This window comes from Filimonas lacunae (assembly GCF_002355595.1).
Lineage (GTDB): Bacteria > Bacteroidota > Bacteroidia > Chitinophagales > Chitinophagaceae > Filimonas > Filimonas lacunae.
Genome location: NZ_AP017422.1, coordinates 2,213,997 through 2,233,088, shown reverse-complemented (window position 1 = coordinate 2,233,088; position 19,092 = coordinate 2,213,997). Strand labels below are relative to the sequence as shown.

Here is a 19,092-nt window from a genome sequence, read left to right as displayed (position 1 = left end):
AATCACAAACTGCTTATCCTTTATCGTTTTCCTTACCCACCTCAAATGGAAAGTTTCTGTTTACCGGTGGCAGGTAATACACGTTAGGATGCGTGCCCAGGTCTTCCAGCAGGCGATAACCGGCTTTATCCCTGATCAGCTCGCTAAAGCGGAAAGTTTCGGCACCATTGGAAACACTGTCTTCATTAATGTCACCAAAGAAGAACACGCCGTTGGGACAAGCGCTTACACAGTGTGGTAATTCTCCTTTGCGCGTCATGTCTGCACAAAAATCACATTTACCTACTGTGCCTTTTTTCTGTGGCACACTGGTTTCGCAGTTATAATGCGTGCTGGCTACATCCTCCGTTAACACAGGTTCGCTCCAGTTAAACACACGGGTGCTGTAAGGGCAGGCAGCCATGCAAAAGCGGCAACCTATACAGCGGTCACTGTCTATCAGCACCACCCCGTCCTGACGCTTAAACGTGGCATCTACAGGGCATACTTTTACACAAGGTGGCACATCACAATGCATACAGGTGGTGGGTTGCCAGTAGGGCGCTGTATGCTCCGCTTCTTCTCCCATAGCATATACTTTAATCCAGTTTTGTCCGTCCTGGATATGGTGCATGTGATTACAGGCAGACTGGCATTTTTTCAGGTTTTTACAACGGCTTAAATCAATTACCATTACAAACTTTTTGCCCGCAATGCCCACCCGTGCTTCGTCGTTGCTGATGGGCGGCATATCAGGCACTGGTTTTAAAAAAGCCTTATCCACTTCTATCACATCACCATTTACCGATAACAGCTTTACTTTTTCGCCGGATGGCACAACGCTTTCATCTTCCGGCGTAAAAGGATGTTTATTACTGTTGCAAGCTATAGCCGCCACGCTGCCCACGGCAGCCATAGCAGCGCCGGATAAAAACGCGCGCCTGCTGGTAAGTTCATTAGTTGAGTTGCTCATGATCAAAAAATTGTAGCATCAGTAATCAGGGTTTATGCTTTACCCATGTTTGCAGTTCGGCGTTTGTAACCTTTTTGGTTGCACCTTTTTGCAATAAGGTAGAATCAATCTGCACCAAACGGCCATCCTCTGTAAGCATGGTCACCTTTTCAGACAGGGGTGGCTCCTGTTTTTTTCTAAACCAGGTAATGCCTGACAATCCTGCAATAGCCAGAATAATCCAGCCAGCAAAAAACCGGCGCTCCTGTATATCTTTTTCTACGTCCATAAAACAAAAGTTGAAGTAATAAACCGGCCGCCATTACTGGCAGGCCGGTTTACATTAGTAAACAGAAACAGAACAGAAGAAGAACTATTTTTTAAATGTGCGCATGTAGTTGACCAGATTCCAAACATCTTCCTGCTCAGGAAGTTTCTTTTTAAAAGAGGGCATATCATCTCGCCCTTCAGATGTTTTGTAGAAGATGGCCCCATCGCTTTGCTGCTGAAAAGCGGCTTTGGCAAAAGAAGGGGGCAATGTTTTCAGCTGAGCGGCTTTAGAACCATCGCCCTCGCCCGCTTTACCGTGGCATGACTGGCAATGCTTGCTCCATAACACTTTACCTTCTGCAATAGATTCGGGGGTAGCTTTTACAGGGTTAGGTGTTTTAGCTGCTTTATCGGGTACCGGCCAGTTATCGGCAACGGTAAAAGCAAAAGCTATACAACTAACAGCCAGTAATAAGACGCTGCTTTTTAAAATGCTGAGTTTCATTGTAACTTATTTTTAGATGATAAAAACCTGTCGCTAGTAATTCCACAAACGGGTGATGTTGAAACCAATCAGAAACTGCCTTTCGGTGTAATCGTTCTGGTTAAACACGATGTTGCGCTGTGGGGTGATATAATAGTAGTTACCTGCAAAAAACTGGAATACGTGTCCGCTGGTAGACAACTCCAGACCTGCTGAAATATTGGGATGTGCATTGCCTACATTGTCTGTAGTAAGCGGCTGGTCGTAGTTGGCAATCACCGACATAGATTCAGTCAGTTTAAACCTGCCACCCACCGCTACCATAAAGTGATCATTAGGCTTTTCTTTCAGGTACTTGCCTGCATAAGGGGAATAACCATCTACCACATTATGATGTACCCAGCCCGGCGCCACTTGTACAGATAGCTTCTCGCTTATTTTACGAGCAATGATTAACTGATTGAAGTACGACATGCGATCGGAAAAGCGCGCATAGGTAGCACTCTCCTTGCTTTCTATGGCCATATGAGCATACCAGGTAGCACTTACCGGTGACCCTTTGCCATTACGCACCTGTTTTAGCAAAGCATATTTGGCGTAGCCTTCCCAGGTCATATTGCTTTTGGTTAACGCCACCCCTACCAGTAAATTTTTGATAGGAACATAGTTAGCGCCCAGCGAAATGTTGGCAGAAGCAAACAGCCCATAAAAATCTTTATAACCATTGTTCACCGTTCCAAAGCGGTGACGAAAATCCATTTCAAATGTTCGTACCACTGGCACCTCCACTGTTTGCTCATCAATAAGCCAGATGCTTTCAAATGTATTTTTAACCGGCTTCCCTTTTTTAGGCAGTACAGGCTGGCTTACTGCTTCGGCTTCCACAGCAGTGCTGTCCTGCGCCTGCAAAGCAGCACTGTAGCCTACCAGCAGTAATGCGCAACATACCATACGCACACCGGATATATTCAATTGTTTCATGATTGATAATTGTAGAAATGATTAATTATTCAATGCCCCGTTGTTGATCCAGTTTTTAATTTTGTCAATATCAGTGGTCTTCATAGGACCATCGGGTGGCATAGAACCGGAACTTACTTTCTGGTAAAGAATGCTGCTGGCGGCATCACCCGCTACCACATACTTGCCATTGATCAACGATTTATAAGCATTGTCTGCACGCAGGTCGGGCGCTTCATTGCCGCCGTGGCAGGTAACACAATTGCTGGTAAAAAGCGGCACTACATATTTCGCAAATGTTACCGAATCGGCAGGCACTGCACCTCCATCACTACCACCCGAACTGCCGTCGCTACTTGAACTGTCGGCCATTCTTACATCCTTGTAACAACCTGTTAGCAAGGCGCAGCCAGCCATAGCCATTATCATGACTGTGAGTATCGTACGTTTCATAACTGTAGAAATTATTGTTTGAAGTTGGCGTTACAGGTAATGTCCACTTTGTCATTCACCTGATCCTGATCGGCCTTTAAAGGATGGTCGGTAAGAGAAATAGAAAAGCGCAGATCAAAGCTTCTGAGCAGGTTGGTACCATTGGTATAAGTGCCTTTGCCTGCATAGCCCAGTTTGGCAGTCACTTCCTTGGTTATTCCCATGAAAGTGAAGTCGCACACTACGTTGTATACATTCTCTGCTGAATTATAGGTAACAGTTTTAGATTGAATCACCGCTTTGTTATAATCGTTGGCAGGTTCACCACTTTTGGCTGCGTCTGATGCAGCATCGGTATTAAAGGCAGTTAATAAACATCCACCATCCCTGCCACTTTCGCCGGTGTTTACCTGGTTTAACTGCACCCATGCCCTGAACTTAGTATTGGAAGGGGTAGCTTCATCAAAGTTAAATTCACTGAATCCAAACCAGTTAAATTTACCGGTTAGCTTGGCTCCTATAGCGGCATAACGTGTTTCCCACCCTACATTGGAGTGTACTTTATCAAATGTATACACCCCATTAGCAGCAGTAGCAGCAAACTTTACCACATCAGAACCGCGTGTTACATAATAGGTAGGATCTGTGCTTTCAGAGCCGGTGCTGCTGGCTGGCAACACGGCATCGTCGTGGGTACAGGAAGATGTATAAAAGATAATTCCACTACACAATAAAGAAGCAGCTATAAGAACCCGGATAGGTTTGTGCCTGGTTTTCATAATGTAAACTTTTAGTTTTTTTCGAATTGGTTTCTACACCAAAACTAAAAGCCGCACCATGACATTTCTATGACATAAAGCATTAGCAAATATGACTTTGGACAGATAGCAATATGACAAAAGTCATATTATATAAAAAGATGTATTTCAGGCTTGTTGAATATAGTTTCCAATTAATTGATTTACCAGCTGTACTTCTTCTTTTGTTTGCAGCACTAAAAGGCCAGCTTCTTTTTCCGAAATATATTGCAAATGTTCAAACTGCTGCGCCAGGCTTCCCAGGCAAGGCAAACCGGCAATCAATGTAGTGCCATATAGTTTATGTCCTTCCGCTTTCAAATTTTGCAACTCGTTATTGCACACATTCGTCTCCAATATGGCCACCGACTTGTTCAGTTCTTTTATTATCATGGCAAACATCTCGTTCAATTGTTCTTTATTGTTCACCATCAGGCCAGACATAATAGTGGCATCAAAATGAGCAGGCAGTTTCATTGTATCGGATTGCATAAAAAAAGCTTTATCGGGCGGTTAAATGTAACAAAGGCGGTAGAATTCCACCTTATAAACAGATTAAAAATTAAAAACATAACAATACTTCAATATTGAAAATCAAGATCCTTGTAATTAGAAGCCACCCACAGCATTAATGTTTTAAAACCACCCACGTAACGGGAAATACGCATATGTTTTCCTTTGTGAGAAACCAGGTAAATGTAATCCTGCCTTACCCGGTAGCCCTTGATGTCTTTTAACCGGAGTTCCTTGTGCTGAAAGCGGCAAACCTGACGAACAGAATGATGATCCACCATCCATTTTTTGTTAATTAAAAACAACTCCCGTACACAAAACGTTAGAGCTATACCGGCAACAACAAATGTTACAAAGTACTCTGTGCTAATAGGAATGATACTCAGCGGAGCCGCTATCCAAACTAAAAAAATAGTAATCCACGCTGTAACACAAAGGCGCAACAACGTTTTCCATATGGAAGGGTATGTATATATTTTCATGTCGTAGTTGGGGTCTTAATTCCTCATAAATTTAATAAAATAAAATAGTTATTAATTGTTGGAGCCTTTATCTTTTGCGGGAACATTTACTCACATTTACACTCAGGCATTCGTATTGCCGTGGTTATATATAACAAATAATACAAAACCTCACCCCCTCTGTAGCAACTCTACTACAACATACCATAGAATTCCTACTTTTGTGTTTACAAACCAATACAAGCATGTCCGTTCCCCAGAAATATCTAAGCCGGAAAGACGAGATCACGGCCGATTTTTTAAGACTGGCCGAAGCACATATCAACGACCTGGTAAATAACCGGTTAGAACGCAGGTTGTCTACGGCCGATTTTGCCAGGCAGCTTTTTATAGATTCCCGCCACCTTACCAACACTATTAAATTAACCACCGGAAAATCGCCCTGTGAGATTATGGAAGAGCGTATTATAGAAGAAGCGCAAAAAATGCTGAACAACACTACCCTTGCGGTGGCGGATATCAGCAGCCGGTTTGGCTATAACAGCCCGGCCAGTTTTATTAAATTTTTCAAAGGCCTTACCGGCATCACTCCCCTGCAATACCGTAAAACCCGCCAGGCTGCTTAGGTAAATTCTGAAGTCTGCGATACTTTTTCTGGTATCCCCCCTGCTAATTTTGTATAGCAATAACGCAAACAATAAATCAAAATAGCATGGCACAATCTAAAATTGCACTGGTAACAGGTGGTAGCCGCGGCTTGGGTAAAAACATGGCATTAGCGCTGGCATCCAAAGGACTGGACATCATTCTTACTTATCACAGTAAAAAAGACGAGGCAGCAGCCGTAGTAAAAGAAATTGAACAACTGGGGCAAAAAGCAGTAGCACTGCAGCTGGATGTGGCCAACAGCAAAAGTTACGATGCTTTTTTTGCTGAAGTGGGCAATGCCTTAACCGGCACTTTTGGTTCTGCAAACTTCCACTACCTGGTAAACAATGCGGGCGTAGGTGTTCACGCATCTTTTGCCACTACCACAGAAGAACAGTTTGACTCACTGGTGAATATTCACCTGAAAGCTGCCTTTTTCGTTTCTCAGAAAGCCCTTCCCCTGCTGGCAGATGGTGGCGGCATTGTAAACATCAGCACCGGTTTAGCCCGTTTCAGCACTCCTGGTTACGCAGCTTATGCCACCATGAAAGGCGGTATTGAAACACTCAGCCGCTACCAGGCCAAAGAGCTGGGCGCCAGAGGTATACGTGTAAACGTAGTTGCTCCCGGTGCTATTGAAACCGATTTTGGCGGTGGCATGGTAAGGGATAATTCAGATGTAAATGCCTTCATAGCTTCTCAAACCGCTTTAGGCCGTGTGGGTTTACCGGACGATATTGGCAGCGTGGTGGCCTTCCTTTGCTCTGACGATGCCAAATGGGTTACTGCTCAGCGCCTGGAAGCTTCGGGTGGCATGTACCTGTAGTAAATAAATGTATATAAAGTAAGATGCCTGCTGACATTGACTTGTCAGCAGGCATCTTACTTTATTAAAAACGTACAGCAGTGTACCAAAACCGTACAGTATGTTTTAGCAAACAAAAACTTAATTGATTGACTCATAATAGCGTTGCAAACTGGCACCTGGTTGGCAATATAAATGCGAAGTGTAGGTTTTGTGCTGCGGGAATATGTTGATTCACCAGTTAATATCCAATATATGCTTAACAGATTCTACCATTTTACTCAACTAGCTGCTTTGCAGGCACATCGTTTGGTGCTTTTCTCTCAAAAGAGAACCCTGTTATGCATTACCTGTTTAATACTATTATTTTCCGCGGCCACTATGGGCAGTGCAATGAGTAAAAGAGTGATGATCACTAAAAAGATACGTCCTGCTCAACAAAGTGTTTACAATAAAAAAGCTGCCGATTCAACTGGTTTCCCGCATTTATACAGTTTCCCTTCCTGGTTTTTAAGCAAATGTTTCCGCTTATTACATATTTCCTGATACCCTCCTCCTTACTAATACGGACTGTTATTCTATTCCGCCACAATTACAAACTCACTGTTCAGCACCAGCTTAGCTTCGGTTTCACCCTCTTTACCCGGTACCTGTAACCCTTTAATTTTACCGGTTTTACCTTTTATCACCAGGTCAGCCACCTGTTTATCAGAAAGCTTTTTACCCATCACCTCAAAAGGTACTTTAAAGCCACACTCTCTAAAGTTAGCGCAGCCATAAGCTGTATTCCCTTTCTTCAATGCATGCGTTTTACACTTAGGGCAGTTCATTTCTTCCAGCACCACAGGCTTTTTAGGTTCTTTCGGCTCTTTAGGTTTGACCTCTTTGGGCCTAGCTTCTTTAGGTTTGGCTTCTTTCTTCTCTTTCTCGTCCTTTACAGGCGCAGCTTCTACCACTGATATCACCTTATGCACGCTGTATTTCACTTCACGTGTAAGGTTCACCACCATATCAATCAACTCCTGTTTAAAGGTTTCCATGGCATATTCGCCTTTTTCTATCATGCGCAGTTTGCGCTCCCACTGTCCCGTTAACTCGGCACTCTTGAGCAGCTCGGTTTGTATAGTGTCTATTAAGTCCATCCCTGTTTGTGTAGCAAACAGGTTTTTCTTACGTTTTTCAATGTACTTGCGCCGGAATAAGGTTTCTATGATATTGGCACGGGTACTTGGGCGGCCAATACCGTTATCTTTCAATAATTCACGCATTTCTTCATCTTCCACCTGCTTGCCAGCTGTTTCCATAGCCCGCAGCAAGGATGCTTCGGTGAAAGGTTTTGGTGGACTGGTTTTGCCGTGATGCACCCGGGGCGTATGCGGACCACTTTCGCCTACTTCAAACACCGGAATCAGCTTTTCTTCTTCTTCCCCTTCTTTTTTAGGTGCTGCATCGTTGGCATACACTTCTTTCCAGCCTGGTTCCAGTATTTGCTTACCAGTGGCTTTAAACTCCACCTGGCCCACCTTACCCAGTACGGTTGTGTTGCTTATTTTACATTCCGGGTAAAACGCAGCAATAAAACGCTTGGCTATTAAATCGTACACCCGCTTCTCTTCGGTGCCAATGCCGGAAGGATATACTCCCGTTGGAATAATAGCATGGTGATCCGTTACCTTATTATCGTCGAAAACTGTTTTGAGTTTGGGGATGGGCTTTGCCAGCAAAGGCGCCGTTAAAGCCGCATATGGGGTCATATCCTGTAAAATGCCCGCTATTTTCGGGTACATATCATCCGGCAGGTAGGTAGTATCCACCCTGGGATAAGTAACCAGCTTTTTCTCGTACAGGTTTTGAATATACTTGAGCGTTTCGTCTGCCGTATAGGCGTATTTTTTGTTGGCTTCTACCTGCAAACCAGTTAAGTCGAACAAGCGCGGGTTGCCTTCTTTTCCTTCTTTTCGCTCAAAAGAGGTAATTACAAAAGGATGCTCTTTCAGATAAGCCAATCCCTTCTCGGCTTTTTCAATATTCTTAAGCCTGTCTATGGTAGCGGTAAACTCCGTTTCGCGGTAAATGGTTTTTAATTCCCAGTATTCTTCCGAAACGAAGGCGTTAATTTCTTTCTGGCGCTGCACAATCATGGCCAGCGTGGGTGTTTGCACCCGGCCTATAGACAATACCGTTTTAGTTCCGGCGGCAAACTTGCGGGTAAACAAACGGGTGGCGTTCATACCCAGCAGCCAGTCGCCAATGGCACGGCCGCTGGCAGCTGCGTAAAGGTTATTATATTGAGCACTGTCTTTTAGCTTCTGGAAGCCATCTTTTATAGCCTGTTCTGTCAGCGAAGAAATCCAGAGCCTTTTTACCGGTACCTGGCAACGTGCTTTTTGCAGCACCCAACGCTGAATCAACTCTCCTTCCTGCCCGGCATCCCCGCAGTTGATCACCTCGTCGCATTGCTGTATCAGGTTTTCAATTACTTTAAACTGCTTTTTTACCCCGTCGTTTTCAATCAGCTTTATCCCAAACGTATTCGGAATCATCGGCAGGTCTTCCAACCGCCAGAATTTCCATTGATCGTAGTAATCGTGCGGTTCTTTCAGGGTGCAGAAATGCCCGAACGTCCAGGTAACCTGGTAGTCGTTGCCTTCGTAATAGCCATCCCTTCGCTGTTTAGCGCCGAGAACTTCAGCTATATCTTTGGCCACACTTGGCTTTTCCGCAATGCACACCTTCATACGTTTTCAAATATAGGGCGGCAAAAGTCGGAAATTGTAAATAAAATAGCAACGGTAATTCCCTCAGCCTTACTGATAAATATACAGTAACACCGGTTTTGAAGAAGCATCCAGCTTTTTAGCCAGTTTAGCGAGGAAAGCAGGAGCTACTGTGGGGCATCCATCGCTTTGGCAAATGTCATCCGGGGCCACTTCATTGGCAGGCACACAGGTATGAGAGTGTAGTACTACATAACGGTTAAACGCATTACTATTTGTAGCGTCCAGGCCATATAATTTATAAGCCAGTCCCCATTGACCATGATAAGGCTTTCCTATTTTATACCTACCCAGCGAGGTGCAGCCACTGCCATTCACATTGGAATACTTTCTTCCTTCGAGCCAGTTTTCATTACAACGCCCATGCGCTACCAAGCCACTCACTTCCACAGAATCTTTTTCCAGGTTATACACATAAAAGCGATTACTGCCCGAAGGTTTGCTCATATTCACCAGGAAACAAAAACGGGTGTTGAATCCGTTTTTACGGATGTAGTCCGAAACCGATTTTGCATGCTGCTTTAGCTGGGTAATTTCTACACCCACACCCGCCGCTTCCTTTTTAAGCTTTTTGTTATTTTCAGACGCATGAGAAGTACAGGCACACCAGATACCGCACAACATAACAATGGCAAGTATACCGCTTAGGAATTTAGGCATGAGATAGTTTTGTAAGAAAGGATGCAGTAACAATCATTTTCCATAACACAGCAGGCAAATTCTTTTACTCCCACCATAAAGTGATCTTGCCTTTCTCCTCTTGTAAGGAAACAGCCAGGGCTTCTATATCTTCCGGCTCTTCTTCCGACAACGGACATACTTTTAATGTTTCCCGTGCATAGTCATGCCAGTCTGTAATATTACCATGCGGACGTACTATCATCCAGTCGCGGGCTACGGCAATAAAATCTACCGTGTATTTCAGTTCCAGTTGTTTTAGTCTTACAATAAGGCTATCTGTGCAGCAGCTATCCACCTCACTACAAGTTTCCTGCATACGTACAATATCATATTTATCAGCAGTACGTACTATGGTAATCTTTTTTTTATGATCCCCTCTGTAATGGTCTTCCGATATAAAAGCCATACAGTGTTGCTGTTGCAACCAGCTGTTTAATGTATCTATCAGCTCGGCACTTTTCTCCCCGTCTACCAATAAAGAGATACCTGGTAAATAGATAGGGGCATTATGATGTATGGTATCGGCCAAAGGCTTTTTAGTATGCAGCAATGTAGCGGTGGCATGAGTTATTTTTTCAGCTTCGCTGATCACTACCACATCTATACCTGTGGTAGCTGCCAGACTTTTTTGATTATCAGAATTCCTGCTGTCAGGGGCATTGCATGCAGCCAGTGATAGCCATGCAACCGCAAGCCATGTTGCTTTGGTTAAGGGTTGATTCATATACGCAGGGTTTATACTATACAGGGTTTATGTACTTCTTTCATGGTGTTTTGAAATACTTCATCAGGTTATAAAAGGGTTGTTGTTTGCTGCACTAAAATTAGATAAAAAGGTGCAAGCAACAGTTGTTAGCATGTTAAGGAAACAAGTTATTTACTTTTTGAAAAAAAATCTTTGAAACGGATACGTAGTTTTCTTCCCTTCTTACTCTTTAGGGTATCGGACTTTGACCAACCCCTTAAAAAAACGATTTTAGTTTTCTGACGGAGAGATTACCCCCCTTATTTACAGGATGTCACTATCGCTGAATAAAGGAGGTAATTTCCCCTCCCTCAGTTCTTCTCTTCTTTTCATCATTACACTTGCTTTGTTAATGTATCCAGCTCCTTTAATACCTGTGGTATACGAAATTCTCCATACATACTTTTAATATGCGCAGCTGCTGTATCTATGTCCATCCCTAATGCTGATACAAACAAAGGACGCTGACTTTCACCTCTCAACACGGCTCGCTTCAGTTGTTCAAATCCTGCATAGTCAGTTTTAGCCACACCAATAACCGGCACCTTACCTTCCAGCAATTCAAATACATATCCTCCCAGTCCTTTATTGCCTTCATCATCCAGCACCACAAAACCATCAATAATAATAGCCTGTGGTAATGTTGCGGGCATTTGCTGCAACAGGCTAGCTATACAGGGAAGTTCTCTTTTATAAAACGCACCTGGTTCATAAGCTTCTATCCCTTCTTTTATTTCGGTATACACCTGTGCTGGTGAAGCTGCCGTAAAGCTGTCCAGTACAATACCCACCGTTTTGGCTTTATCATCGTAGTAATAACTATCAAACGCATAAATCATATCCTGTCTAAAATTATAAGTGCTGTATAATATTACAACAACATTGGGCATAACTAAAAAACTTCCTCATTCCACCAGGCAGTTGCCCGAAAGAACAAGGAAGTTTTTTTAGTGCAAACAGGCATAGTAACCTGTTGGCAAATTATACTACAGAAGGTCTTTGCAAAGAAGAAAATCCACCATTGCCCTGTTCTTTCAACAAAGCAGCCAGCTTCATCCTACCCTCCTGACCATTATCTATTACATACTTCAGCTCGGCCTGGGTTAACAGTTTTACATTCACCAGTTTGATAGTTTCCAGCGAAAGTTCTATTCCCGCAGGCAAACCTTCATCAGAAATGCCTAACATGGCTCCCACCCTGCCGTCTGCATTTAAAAATTCAGCCGGCACATCTACATTATAAAACTCGGTAGAGATATAAGGCTGCTTGTCCAGCATAGAAGCTACACTGCCATTATCCGCCATGAGCTGCGCTGCCTGGTACACCAGCTGAAACTGCCAGGTGCTTTGTACAGGCCCGGTAAGCGGCTCCGTTACAATATAGGTTTCCAACCCAAAACCATTATAAGGAGCATTGTCGGGATTGGTGTCCATATCATCGTATGGATCGCTCAGGCCATCACTGGCCAGGATAGTACTGTCGGGTCTGTGTACGGTAATAAACGCCTGACGTACCGATGGCCACATAGGACCACCCATAAAGGCCGGGTTAATGATGTGGGCGATGACATCTTCTTCCAGTTTACCCACTGCCTGCCAGAAAGAGGTACGTAACAGGCAAGAATCTTCATAATGCTGATCGTAAGTTTCCATAGTTATTTTTATGCATGTGCTAAAGCACACCGTTTAGAGTTTACACACCAAAATACAGAAATAAACAGATGAGAAACACAAAGGCCGCTTCTTTTTAGAAACGGCCTTTGCTGTTTTATCAGGAGGGATTATCCCTCGTATTTTTAATAAGGCTGATACCTGAAAAAAAGAATATGGCTCCCAGTATGCCATAGATAAAAATGGACTTAATGCTTCTGGTACCTCCTGTAGTATTCATAAACTGAACAGCTGCCAGGATAAGCCCTAATACTCCTAACAGGGAAAGAATAATACCCAATATGCGTTTTTCCATGGTTACATTTTCCCATAGAAATACAAATTATGTGCCCACCTGCCGCTTGTGGGAGCTGTTTTATTGCGTACTGGCAGGCGGACGGCTATCTGCCCCAGTGCCCCATTTTTTATTGGGTTTGATGCCCATTACAAACTCTATTGTGGCCCCACTGGTAATATCTGCATGAGTAATATAGGTTTTAGCATAGGGCTTGCCATTGAGCAGCACCTGCTGAATATAGATATTGTTGCCCCCGGCGGCAGGTGCTAGCATAGTAAATGGTTTACCATTGGCATTATGTATCACCGCTTTTTTTAATTGGGGCGAGCCTATGGCGTAAACACTACTGGCCGGGTTTACCGGGTAAAAGCCCATAGCACTGAATATATACCAGGCACTCATTTGTCCGCAGTCTTCATTGCCCGAATACCCGTTAGCCTTGTTGTTGTATTGCTGCTGCATTACCTCTGCCGCATATTGCTGCGCTTTCCACGGCTGGCCGGCATAGTTATACAGGTATATTACATGATGGCTGGGTTCATTGCCATGTGCATACTGGCCTATAAAGCCAGAAGCATTACCATTTACATCTTCCGGCTTGGCAGTGAGGGTAAAAAAGGTATCCAGCTTGTTTTGGAAAGCCTTCTCCCCACCTACCAGGTTTATCAGTCCCGGCACATCCTGTGGCACATACCAGAAATATTGCCAGCCATTGCCCTCTGTAAAAGGCGAACCGCCATTGCCGCCATAAGCCAGCGGGTTAAAAGGTAACCATTCCCCATTACTGTTTTTACCACGGAAAAAGCCCGTTTGCTGATCGTACAGGTTGCGGTAATACATGCTTCTTTTCGTAAAGTAGGTATAGTCTGCAGTGTGGCCCATCTGCTGCGCCATTTGTGCTACACACCAATCGTCATACGCTATTTCCAATGTAATAGACACGGATTGTGACTGCTTATCTTCCGGGAAATAATGGTACTGCTCTAACAGGTTAAAAGGCGAGCCGGGATGACTGCGTAAAGAAGAAGCTTTTATGGCTTCATATGCCTTCTGATAGTCTACTCCTGCAATACCTTTCCGGTAAGCATCCACAATAACAGGAATGGCATGGTTGCCTATCATGCAATAGTTTTCATCACCCCATAACTGCCATATAGGTAAATAGCCATAGGTTTCGTATTGCCGTAACATCGCATTGATAAAACCTGCTGTGCGTTGCTGCTGCACCAGTGTATATAAAGGATGGGCAGCACGATAGGTATCCCACAAACTAAACGTGCTGTAGTGCGTGCCATCAGCGGCTTTACGCACCGTATAATCAGTGCCGGTATAGCTGCTATCGGCATCGGCTATGTTGTTGGGTTGTGTAAAGGCATGGTATAAACCTGTATAAAAAATCGTTTTCTGTTCTTCTGATCCTTCTGTTGCTATTACCGACAGTTCTTTGTTCCAGTTGCTCCATGCCTGTGCGGCTATGCCATCAAAATCGAAGCCGGTTACTTCTGCTGCCAGGTTATTGCGCGCACCTTCGGCACTTACAGCCGAAACGCCCACCTTTACCAACACCGGTGTGCTGCCAGCTGTAAAATTGAGCACTGCTTTTACAGTACCTCCATTAGCCACCTCACCGTTTTCTATAACATGTCCTCCCTCTTTCAGCAGGCGCGATGCAAAGGGCTGTGAAAACTCTGCCCGGAAATACACTTTACGTAAACGGCTCCAACCCGTGATAATGCGGTATCCTTCAATAGTATGATCGTTCACCACCGCTATATGTGCTGTAATAACCTTACACACCCAGTAAGGCCGCTTTTTATTGAGGGAATGGTCAAGATCAATGATAACATGCGCCGGCTTGCCTGCCGGAAAGGAATAACGATGCAAGCCACAATGCGCCGTGGCAGTGAGTTCGGCCTTTACCTGGTGGCTTAACAGCTGCACGCTGTAATAACCCGGCTTTGCCTGTTCCTGGCTATGCGAAAAGGAAGAACGGTAACCACTGTCGCTTTTAGTGGGTGCCGCATTCCATACTACATTACCTGTATAGGGCATAAATAGAAAATCGAACAAATCGGCAACACCCGTACCGCTTAAATGGGTATGGCTAAAGCCTACAATGCTATCGTCGTTGTAATCGTATCCGCTGGCAGGATCATCGGGATTTTCGCGGGTATCCGGACTTAGCTGCACTAACCCAAAAGGCGTGCATGCCCCAGGAAAATTGCTGCCCGACAGGCTGTTTTTGTCAATAGCGCCTGTGCCTATAAAAGGATTTACATATTGTGCATAATTGCCGCCTGCATTGTTTTGTGCATTGCTTTTGGCAACGCAAAGCAGCAAACCGAGGGCAACCACATAATTTTTACACATAAGCATTGTCGTTTACAGCCCCGAAAATACCCGTTTAGTAACCTGGTACCTGTTAACACATTTCAAATGGCACCAACTATCAACAACAAAGCCGCCCGATTGCTCGGGCGGCTTTGAATATCTTAACAACAAGATGGTTACTTATGCGTAATTTTCAGCCTTGATACCATTTCGTTTGCAGCCTTAACCTGCTCCGGAAACATTGGTTTACCTGAATACTTATCCAAAGAAGGATCATACTTCAAGTTGATTCCTAGAGTTTTTGCATACTCAATCAAATCTTTAAGCTTGTCTGTCATTATTTGAAATTTACTAAAGTTTCAATTATTAATCCCAATAAGATTAGCAAAGGTATTCGATAAAACAACGCATAAGCTGTTCATTTTATTCAGACAAGCCCGGTTCTGACATGAACATATATAAATTATTTCATCAACAAAACAACAACGCCGCCCGATTGCTCGGGCGGCGTTGCGTTTATTTCTATTCAGATCTTATCTGATTAATCTTCACTTTCTTCTACATAAGCTTCGGTTTCTTCCTGGGCTTCTTCTTTAGTGGCTTTGTTCAGCTTTTTCAATACCACTTCTTCCTTTACCTCGTCTTTATCGTTTACTTTAAAGGTGGTAATAGGCAGTTGCATTACAATTAACCAACGCACCAGAAATACCAGGCCTAACGAAAACACGCCAATAGCAACAGCAGGCCATATAGGCTTTAATACAGACATTTTCATGCCCTGCAACAGGTTAATCATACCCAAAGCCAATCCAACACCTGCCGCCACACATAAAACCAGGGAAAGAATCAGTTTTAACTGGCGTTGTGTTTTGGTTTGGGTTTTAATCCAGGCATATGGTTTGCCACCGGTAGCTTTCTGCATCACCTTACAGTATAAGGCTATATGCTGGCTGCTTACTTCCTGTTCACGTAACCAGGTTTCAAAAGAATACAACCAAACACCGTTTTTGTGCAGTATTTGCCCTTCCTCTTTATGTGCAAACATTCCTTCCACAAACTGCTTGGCCAGCCCTGGAAACTTAGCCAGATCGGCTTTGCTTGGTTTGGGGGGTGGCGGTGCAGGCGCATCCTCTGCTACCGGAGCAGATGGCGCATAAGAAGAACTATAAGAAGAGGAACCTGATGAGCTATAAGACGACGAAGCAGATTCTGATGCCGGCGCGGATGGAGCATAAGAAGAGGGAGCATATGCATTATCTGCTGCTGGTGAAGCATAAGAGGATGCATAGGAAGATTCTGCTTCTTTGCTTGCTGGTGCATAGGAAGAACCCGCAGACGGCTGTGATGAAGCAGGCGCGTACGGAGAATCAAATGCAGACGCCGGAGAAGGCGCATAAGAAGAACTATAAGAAGAAGAATCACTATACGATGGTGCTGGCTCTGGAGCCGGTGTAGACGGAGTATAGCCGGAAGGCGTATATGCGCTATCTGCCACTGATGAAGCAGCATAAGAAGGCGCGTAAGACGATTCCGCTTCTTTATTTGCAGATGCATAAGCACTCACAGGCGACTGCGAAGAAGCAGGTGCATAGGGCGAGTCAAATGCAGATGATGATGCTGGTTCTGCAACCGGGGTGGATACCGCCGCCGGTTTATAAGTATCGTTATACGTGGAAACCGCTTCCGAAGCTGGCGTTGCAGACGCATAACCAGAAGGAGCATATGCATTATCAGCTGCCGGCGCGGAATAAGACGGTGCATAAGCCGAACCCGAATAAGTATTTTCAGTAGCCGGAGCTGTGTAAGCCGGCGTTGTATAAGACGGAGTTTCTACAGGAGCTACCGGTGCAGGCGGCATTACGGGAGCTGATGCAGCTGGCGCATAAGCCGAACCTGAATAAGCATGATCTGTAGCAGGAGCTGTATAAGATGGCGTTTCCACCGGGGCTGCCGGTGCAGGCGTTACAGCAGCAGGTGCTACAGGAGCAGACGAAGCTGCTGGTGCGTAAGCTGAACCTGCATAAGTATTGTCAACAGCTGGCGATGCATAAGAAGGCGCTGACGAAGCAGCAGTATGATATGCAGGCGTTTCTACCGGCGCAGGTGGCGGCGTTATGGGAGCTGATGCAGCTGGTGCATAAGCCGAACCTGAATAAGTATTATCACTGGCCGGAGCTGTGTAAGATGAAGCTGAATAAGCCGGTGCTTCCACCGGGCCTGCCGGCACAGGTGTTACCGGTGCAGGTGCTGCTGCAATTACCGGCTCCGGCTGTGAAACAACTGGCGCAGGCGCTGCCACCGGGGCAGGCGCAGAAACCACTGCCGGTTCTGCGGCAACGGGTTCCGGTGTTGCCGGGCCACCTATCTTTTTAGCCATAAAACGCCATGCTTTATAAGACGGATCGGCACGGATAACATCTATACCCACATATTCTTTACTTAAAGGACCAAATACCTGGAATATCATATCCGTACCCTGCTGAATAGGCAGTTGCGATCCTAAACGGCGAAAACCGTTTTCCGACACACAACCATCCTGCCACTGCAACTGGGCATTGGTATACTTTTCAAAATAATAAGTTTCGGAAATTTCATTCAGCGCAAATAACACCAGCTCTCTGCCGTTACTCAACGGAACCATGATATGGTCGTCTTTAAAACGATCGCTGCAAAACAGCACTACACCCTGTCCGGTGCCGAATAAATGAATGCTTTCATGGTCATGGTGGTTATACATGGCCTTTTCCAGGTAGGTTTCCTGTCTGTTAACAAACTGGTAACCGGAAAGACGTGCAAAGTCTTCCATGATCTTATCGGGGTTGCCTTTTATTAACAGGCCTGACAAATTAAAGCCCATAGATTATGATTTTTTAAGGGGACTATACTACAATAGTACGGATTTTACCATTTTTTTTAATGGAAAAATATGTAAGCGATGAATATTGCCGCTATAACTCCTATTAATTCCGCCAATAAACCCATTGAAATGGCATATCGTACTTTTTTAATACCTACGCTACCAAAATACACCGCCACGATGTAAAAAGTGCTGTCGGCCGAGCCATGAAACACACAAGCCAGCTGCCCCACAAACGAATCGGGGCCGTAAACCGTCATGGTATCAATCATCAGCCCACGGGCTCCTCCCCCGCTAAACGGTTTCATAATGGCCGTAGGTAATGCCGGCACAAAATCGGTGTTTACGCCGGTGTATCCTATGATAAAACTCAGGCCGTCGGTAATATAGGCTAAAGCGCCGCTTTCCCTAAACACACGAATACCCACCAGCAAGGCCACCAGGTAAGGAATAATTTTCAGCACCACGTCAAACCCGCCTTTCGCGCCCTCTATAAAGGCGTCGAACACATTCACTTTCTTCCAAACCCCGCCCGATATAATAATTACAATCAGCAGCAGCAAAATTAAATTGCCGGCTACCTTACTAAATACACCTTTGTTTTCTGCGCTCATCATGCCCACCGTAATAGACAGCAGGGCCACGGCAGCAGCAATACCCAGCATCCAGCAAACCAACACCCAATCCCACTTAATGCGCTGGCGTATGCCAATAATTACAATGGCAGCCAAAGTAGTAATAACCGTACCCAGCACACAGGGTATAAATACGCTGGCTGGGTTGGCAGAATGGGAAGCTAAGCGGTAAGATATAATAGATAAAGGAATCAATACCAGCCCGCTGGTGTGCAAAATCACAAACATAATTTGTGCATTGCTGGCGGTTTCCTTGTCTTTATTCAGGCTTTGAAGACTTTCCATGGCTTTCAGACCAAAGGGAGTAGCGGCATTGTCCAGCCCCAGCATGTTAGCACTGAAATTCATCACCATTTGCCCCATAGCCGGATGGTTATCAGGCACTTCCGGAAACAAACGGGTCATAAACGGGTTTAGCATGCGGGCCAGCCAGTTTACGGCCCCCGCTTTTTCGGCAATGCTCATCAACCCCAGAAAAAACACCATGGTACCTGCCAGCGGCAGCGCCACGTCCATAATAGAGATTTTAGCGCTATCGAACACCCCGTCTACCAGTTTGCGGAAAATATCTACGTCCTGTAAAAAGGTGAATTTAAAAAGGCCGATCACCAGGGCTACATAAAAAAACAGCATCCAAACTATACCCAGCGCCCCGTTTTTATGACGTACCGCCCCTCTTATCAGTGCAATTCCGCCCAAAACAGCCACTACAGAATAAAGAATTTTGCTAAAATCAAGTAAGCCCATGCGCTAATTGTTGGTTTTAAAACGACTAAAAATAATTGATTATAGCCTTTTAACAATCAAACCGTACTTT

21 protein-coding genes are annotated in these 19,092 nt (G+C 44.7%); 3 read left to right on the top strand and 18 right to left on the bottom strand.

The features are described from left to right. Positions 1–13: 13 nt before the first annotated feature. From FLA_RS09020 to FLA_RS08985, 8 genes are all read right to left on the bottom strand, one after another. Entirely contained in the window at positions 14–952 is a 939-nt protein-coding gene (locus tag FLA_RS09020; RefSeq protein WP_084206401.1) for a 4Fe-4S dicluster domain-containing protein, read from the bottom strand. A gap of 25 nt (positions 953–977) precedes the next feature. Further along, positions 978–1,220, bottom strand: a complete 243-nt coding sequence (locus tag FLA_RS09015; protein ID WP_076381064.1) for a hypothetical protein — start codon at positions 1,218–1,220, stop codon at positions 978–980. An 84-nt stretch (positions 1,221–1,304) separates the two neighbouring features. Beyond that, positions 1,305–1,706, bottom strand: a complete 402-nt coding sequence (locus tag FLA_RS09010; protein WP_076381065.1) for a c-type cytochrome — start codon at positions 1,704–1,706, stop codon at positions 1,305–1,307. 33 nt (positions 1,707–1,739) lie between these two features. After that, positions 1,740–2,666 carry a DUF5777 family beta-barrel protein gene (locus FLA_RS09005; protein WP_076381066.1) on the bottom strand — a complete coding sequence of 309 codons (927 nt, stop codon included), beginning with the start codon at positions 2,664–2,666 and terminating at the stop codon, positions 1,740–1,742. Between the two features lie 21 nt (positions 2,667–2,687). Beyond that, complete coding sequence (locus tag FLA_RS09000) at positions 2,688–3,098, bottom strand: c-type cytochrome domain-containing protein (protein WP_084206402.1); 411 nt, start codon at positions 3,096–3,098, stop codon at positions 2,688–2,690. Positions 3,099–3,109: 11 nt separating this feature from the next. Continuing rightward, positions 3,110–3,856: a YceI family protein gene (locus tag FLA_RS08995; RefSeq protein ID WP_076381068.1), complete on the bottom strand. Its 747-nt coding sequence runs from the start codon at positions 3,854–3,856 to the stop codon at positions 3,110–3,112. Between the two features lie 147 nt (positions 3,857–4,003). Continuing rightward, positions 4,004–4,366 (bottom strand): Hpt domain-containing protein, encoded by a 363-nt coding sequence (locus FLA_RS08990; protein WP_084206403.1) that lies wholly within the window; start codon positions 4,364–4,366, stop codon positions 4,004–4,006. 89 nt (positions 4,367–4,455) lie between these two features. Next, positions 4,456–4,869, bottom strand: coding sequence for a hypothetical protein (locus tag FLA_RS08985; RefSeq protein ID WP_076381070.1), 414 nt, complete (start codon positions 4,867–4,869; stop codon positions 4,456–4,458). Between the two features lie 224 nt (positions 4,870–5,093). Between FLA_RS08985 and FLA_RS08980 the strand changes: the two genes are divergently transcribed. The 3 genes from FLA_RS08980 to FLA_RS08970 all read left to right on the top strand — a co-directional run bounded on the left by FLA_RS08980 (position 5,094) and on the right by FLA_RS08970 (position 6,847). Further along, entirely contained in the window at positions 5,094–5,474 is a 381-nt protein-coding gene (locus FLA_RS08980; protein WP_076381071.1) for a helix-turn-helix domain-containing protein, read from the top strand. 86 nt (positions 5,475–5,560) lie between these two features. Then, entirely contained in the window at positions 5,561–6,322 is a 762-nt protein-coding gene (locus FLA_RS08975) for an SDR family NAD(P)-dependent oxidoreductase (RefSeq protein ID WP_076381072.1), read from the top strand. 234 nt (positions 6,323–6,556) lie between these two features. Further along, positions 6,557–6,847, top strand: a complete 291-nt coding sequence (locus FLA_RS08970; RefSeq protein ID WP_144264111.1) for a hypothetical protein — start codon at positions 6,557–6,559, stop codon at positions 6,845–6,847. 32 nt (positions 6,848–6,879) lie between these two features. On the opposite strand, the gene FLA_RS08965 is transcribed toward FLA_RS08970, so the two are convergent. The 10 genes from FLA_RS08965 to FLA_RS08925 all read right to left on the bottom strand — a co-directional run bounded on the left by FLA_RS08965 (position 6,880) and on the right by FLA_RS08925 (position 19,022). Beyond that, positions 6,880–9,039: a type IA DNA topoisomerase gene (locus tag FLA_RS08965; protein WP_076381074.1), complete on the bottom strand. Its 2,160-nt coding sequence runs from the start codon at positions 9,037–9,039 to the stop codon at positions 6,880–6,882. A 69-nt stretch (positions 9,040–9,108) separates the two neighbouring features. Beyond that, positions 9,109–9,738 carry a murein L,D-transpeptidase catalytic domain-containing protein gene (locus FLA_RS08960; RefSeq protein WP_076381075.1) on the bottom strand — a complete coding sequence of 210 codons (630 nt, stop codon included), beginning with the start codon at positions 9,736–9,738 and terminating at the stop codon, positions 9,109–9,111. A 64-nt stretch (positions 9,739–9,802) separates the two neighbouring features. Continuing rightward, positions 9,803–10,483 carry a DUF4253 domain-containing protein gene (locus FLA_RS08955; RefSeq protein ID WP_076381076.1) on the bottom strand — a complete coding sequence of 227 codons (681 nt, stop codon included), beginning with the start codon at positions 10,481–10,483 and terminating at the stop codon, positions 9,803–9,805. A gap of 356 nt (positions 10,484–10,839) precedes the next feature. Then, positions 10,840–11,394 carry an endonuclease V gene (locus FLA_RS08950; protein ID WP_197705878.1) on the bottom strand — a complete coding sequence of 185 codons (555 nt, stop codon included), beginning with the start codon at positions 11,392–11,394 and terminating at the stop codon, positions 10,840–10,842. A gap of 91 nt (positions 11,395–11,485) precedes the next feature. Beyond that, complete coding sequence (locus FLA_RS08945) at positions 11,486–12,157, bottom strand: hypothetical protein (RefSeq protein WP_076381078.1); 672 nt, start codon at positions 12,155–12,157, stop codon at positions 11,486–11,488. 118 nt (positions 12,158–12,275) lie between these two features. Beyond that, entirely contained in the window at positions 12,276–12,470 is a 195-nt protein-coding gene (locus tag FLA_RS08940; RefSeq protein WP_076381079.1) for a hypothetical protein, read from the bottom strand. A gap of 60 nt (positions 12,471–12,530) precedes the next feature. After that, on the bottom strand, positions 12,531–14,822 hold the full coding sequence (locus tag FLA_RS08935; RefSeq protein ID WP_076381080.1) for a GH92 family glycosyl hydrolase: 2,292 nt from the start codon (positions 14,820–14,822) through the stop codon (positions 12,531–12,533). Positions 14,823–14,959: 137 nt separating this feature from the next. Next, a complete protein-coding gene (locus FLA_RS31435; RefSeq protein WP_159445153.1) occupies positions 14,960–15,121 on the bottom strand; it encodes a hypothetical protein in 162 nt (53 codons plus the stop codon). Positions 15,122–15,324: 203 nt separating this feature from the next. Next, positions 15,325–17,640, bottom strand: a complete 2,316-nt coding sequence (locus tag FLA_RS08930; protein WP_076381081.1) for a hypothetical protein — start codon at positions 17,638–17,640, stop codon at positions 15,325–15,327. Positions 17,641–17,696: 56 nt separating this feature from the next. Beyond that, positions 17,697–19,022 carry a nucleoside recognition domain-containing protein gene (locus tag FLA_RS08925; RefSeq protein WP_084206405.1) on the bottom strand — a complete coding sequence of 442 codons (1,326 nt, stop codon included), beginning with the start codon at positions 19,020–19,022 and terminating at the stop codon, positions 17,697–17,699. Positions 19,023–19,092 lie beyond the last annotated feature (70 nt).

Excerpts from the sequence above, each read along its gene's own strand:
- FLA_RS08995 (WP_076381068.1), bottom strand. The coding sequence starts at position 3,856 with ATGAAAACCAGGCACAAACCTATCCGGGTTCTTATAGCTGCTTCTTTA.
- FLA_RS08945 (WP_076381078.1), bottom strand. The coding sequence starts at position 12,157 with ATGGAAACTTACGATCAGCATTATGAAGATTCTTGCCTGTTACGTACC.
- FLA_RS08955 (WP_076381076.1), bottom strand. The coding sequence starts at position 10,483 with ATGAATCAACCCTTAACCAAAGCAACATGGCTTGCGGTTGCATGGCTA.
- FLA_RS08990 (WP_084206403.1), bottom strand. The coding sequence starts at position 4,366 with ATGCAATCCGATACAATGAAACTGCCTGCTCATTTTGATGCCACTATT.
- FLA_RS08970 (WP_144264111.1), top strand. The coding sequence starts at position 6,557 with ATGCTTAACAGATTCTACCATTTTACTCAACTAGCTGCTTTGCAGGCA.
- FLA_RS08960 (WP_076381075.1), bottom strand. The coding sequence starts at position 9,738 with ATGCCTAAATTCCTAAGCGGTATACTTGCCATTGTTATGTTGTGCGGT.
- FLA_RS09010 (WP_076381065.1), bottom strand. The coding sequence starts at position 1,706 with ATGAAACTCAGCATTTTAAAAAGCAGCGTCTTATTACTGGCTGTTAGT.
- FLA_RS31435 (WP_159445153.1), bottom strand. The coding sequence starts at position 15,121 with ATGACAGACAAGCTTAAAGATTTGATTGAGTATGCAAAAACTCTAGGA.
- FLA_RS09000 (WP_084206402.1), bottom strand. The coding sequence starts at position 3,098 with ATGAAACGTACGATACTCACAGTCATGATAATGGCTATGGCTGGCTGC.
- FLA_RS09015 (WP_076381064.1), bottom strand. The coding sequence starts at position 1,220 with ATGGACGTAGAAAAAGATATACAGGAGCGCCGGTTTTTTGCTGGCTGG.
- FLA_RS08950 (WP_197705878.1), bottom strand. The coding sequence starts at position 11,394 with ATGCCCAATGTTGTTGTAATATTATACAGCACTTATAATTTTAGACAG.
- FLA_RS09020 (WP_084206401.1), bottom strand. The coding sequence starts at position 952 with ATGAGCAACTCAACTAATGAACTTACCAGCAGGCGCGCGTTTTTATCC.
- FLA_RS08980 (WP_076381071.1), top strand. The coding sequence starts at position 5,094 with ATGTCCGTTCCCCAGAAATATCTAAGCCGGAAAGACGAGATCACGGCC.
- FLA_RS08985 (WP_076381070.1), bottom strand. The coding sequence starts at position 4,869 with ATGAAAATATATACATACCCTTCCATATGGAAAACGTTGTTGCGCCTT.
- FLA_RS08935 (WP_076381080.1), bottom strand. The coding sequence starts at position 14,822 with ATGTGTAAAAATTATGTGGTTGCCCTCGGTTTGCTGCTTTGCGTTGCC.
- FLA_RS08925 (WP_084206405.1), bottom strand. The coding sequence starts at position 19,022 with ATGGGCTTACTTGATTTTAGCAAAATTCTTTATTCTGTAGTGGCTGTT.
- FLA_RS08975 (WP_076381072.1), top strand. The coding sequence starts at position 5,561 with ATGGCACAATCTAAAATTGCACTGGTAACAGGTGGTAGCCGCGGCTTG.
- FLA_RS08940 (WP_076381079.1), bottom strand. The coding sequence starts at position 12,470 with ATGGAAAAACGCATATTGGGTATTATTCTTTCCCTGTTAGGAGTATTA.
- FLA_RS09005 (WP_076381066.1), bottom strand. The coding sequence starts at position 2,666 with ATGAAACAATTGAATATATCCGGTGTGCGTATGGTATGTTGCGCATTA.
- FLA_RS08965 (WP_076381074.1), bottom strand. The coding sequence starts at position 9,039 with ATGAAGGTGTGCATTGCGGAAAAGCCAAGTGTGGCCAAAGATATAGCT.
- FLA_RS08930 (WP_076381081.1), bottom strand. The coding sequence starts at position 17,640 with ATGGGCTTTAATTTGTCAGGCCTGTTAATAAAAGGCAACCCCGATAAG.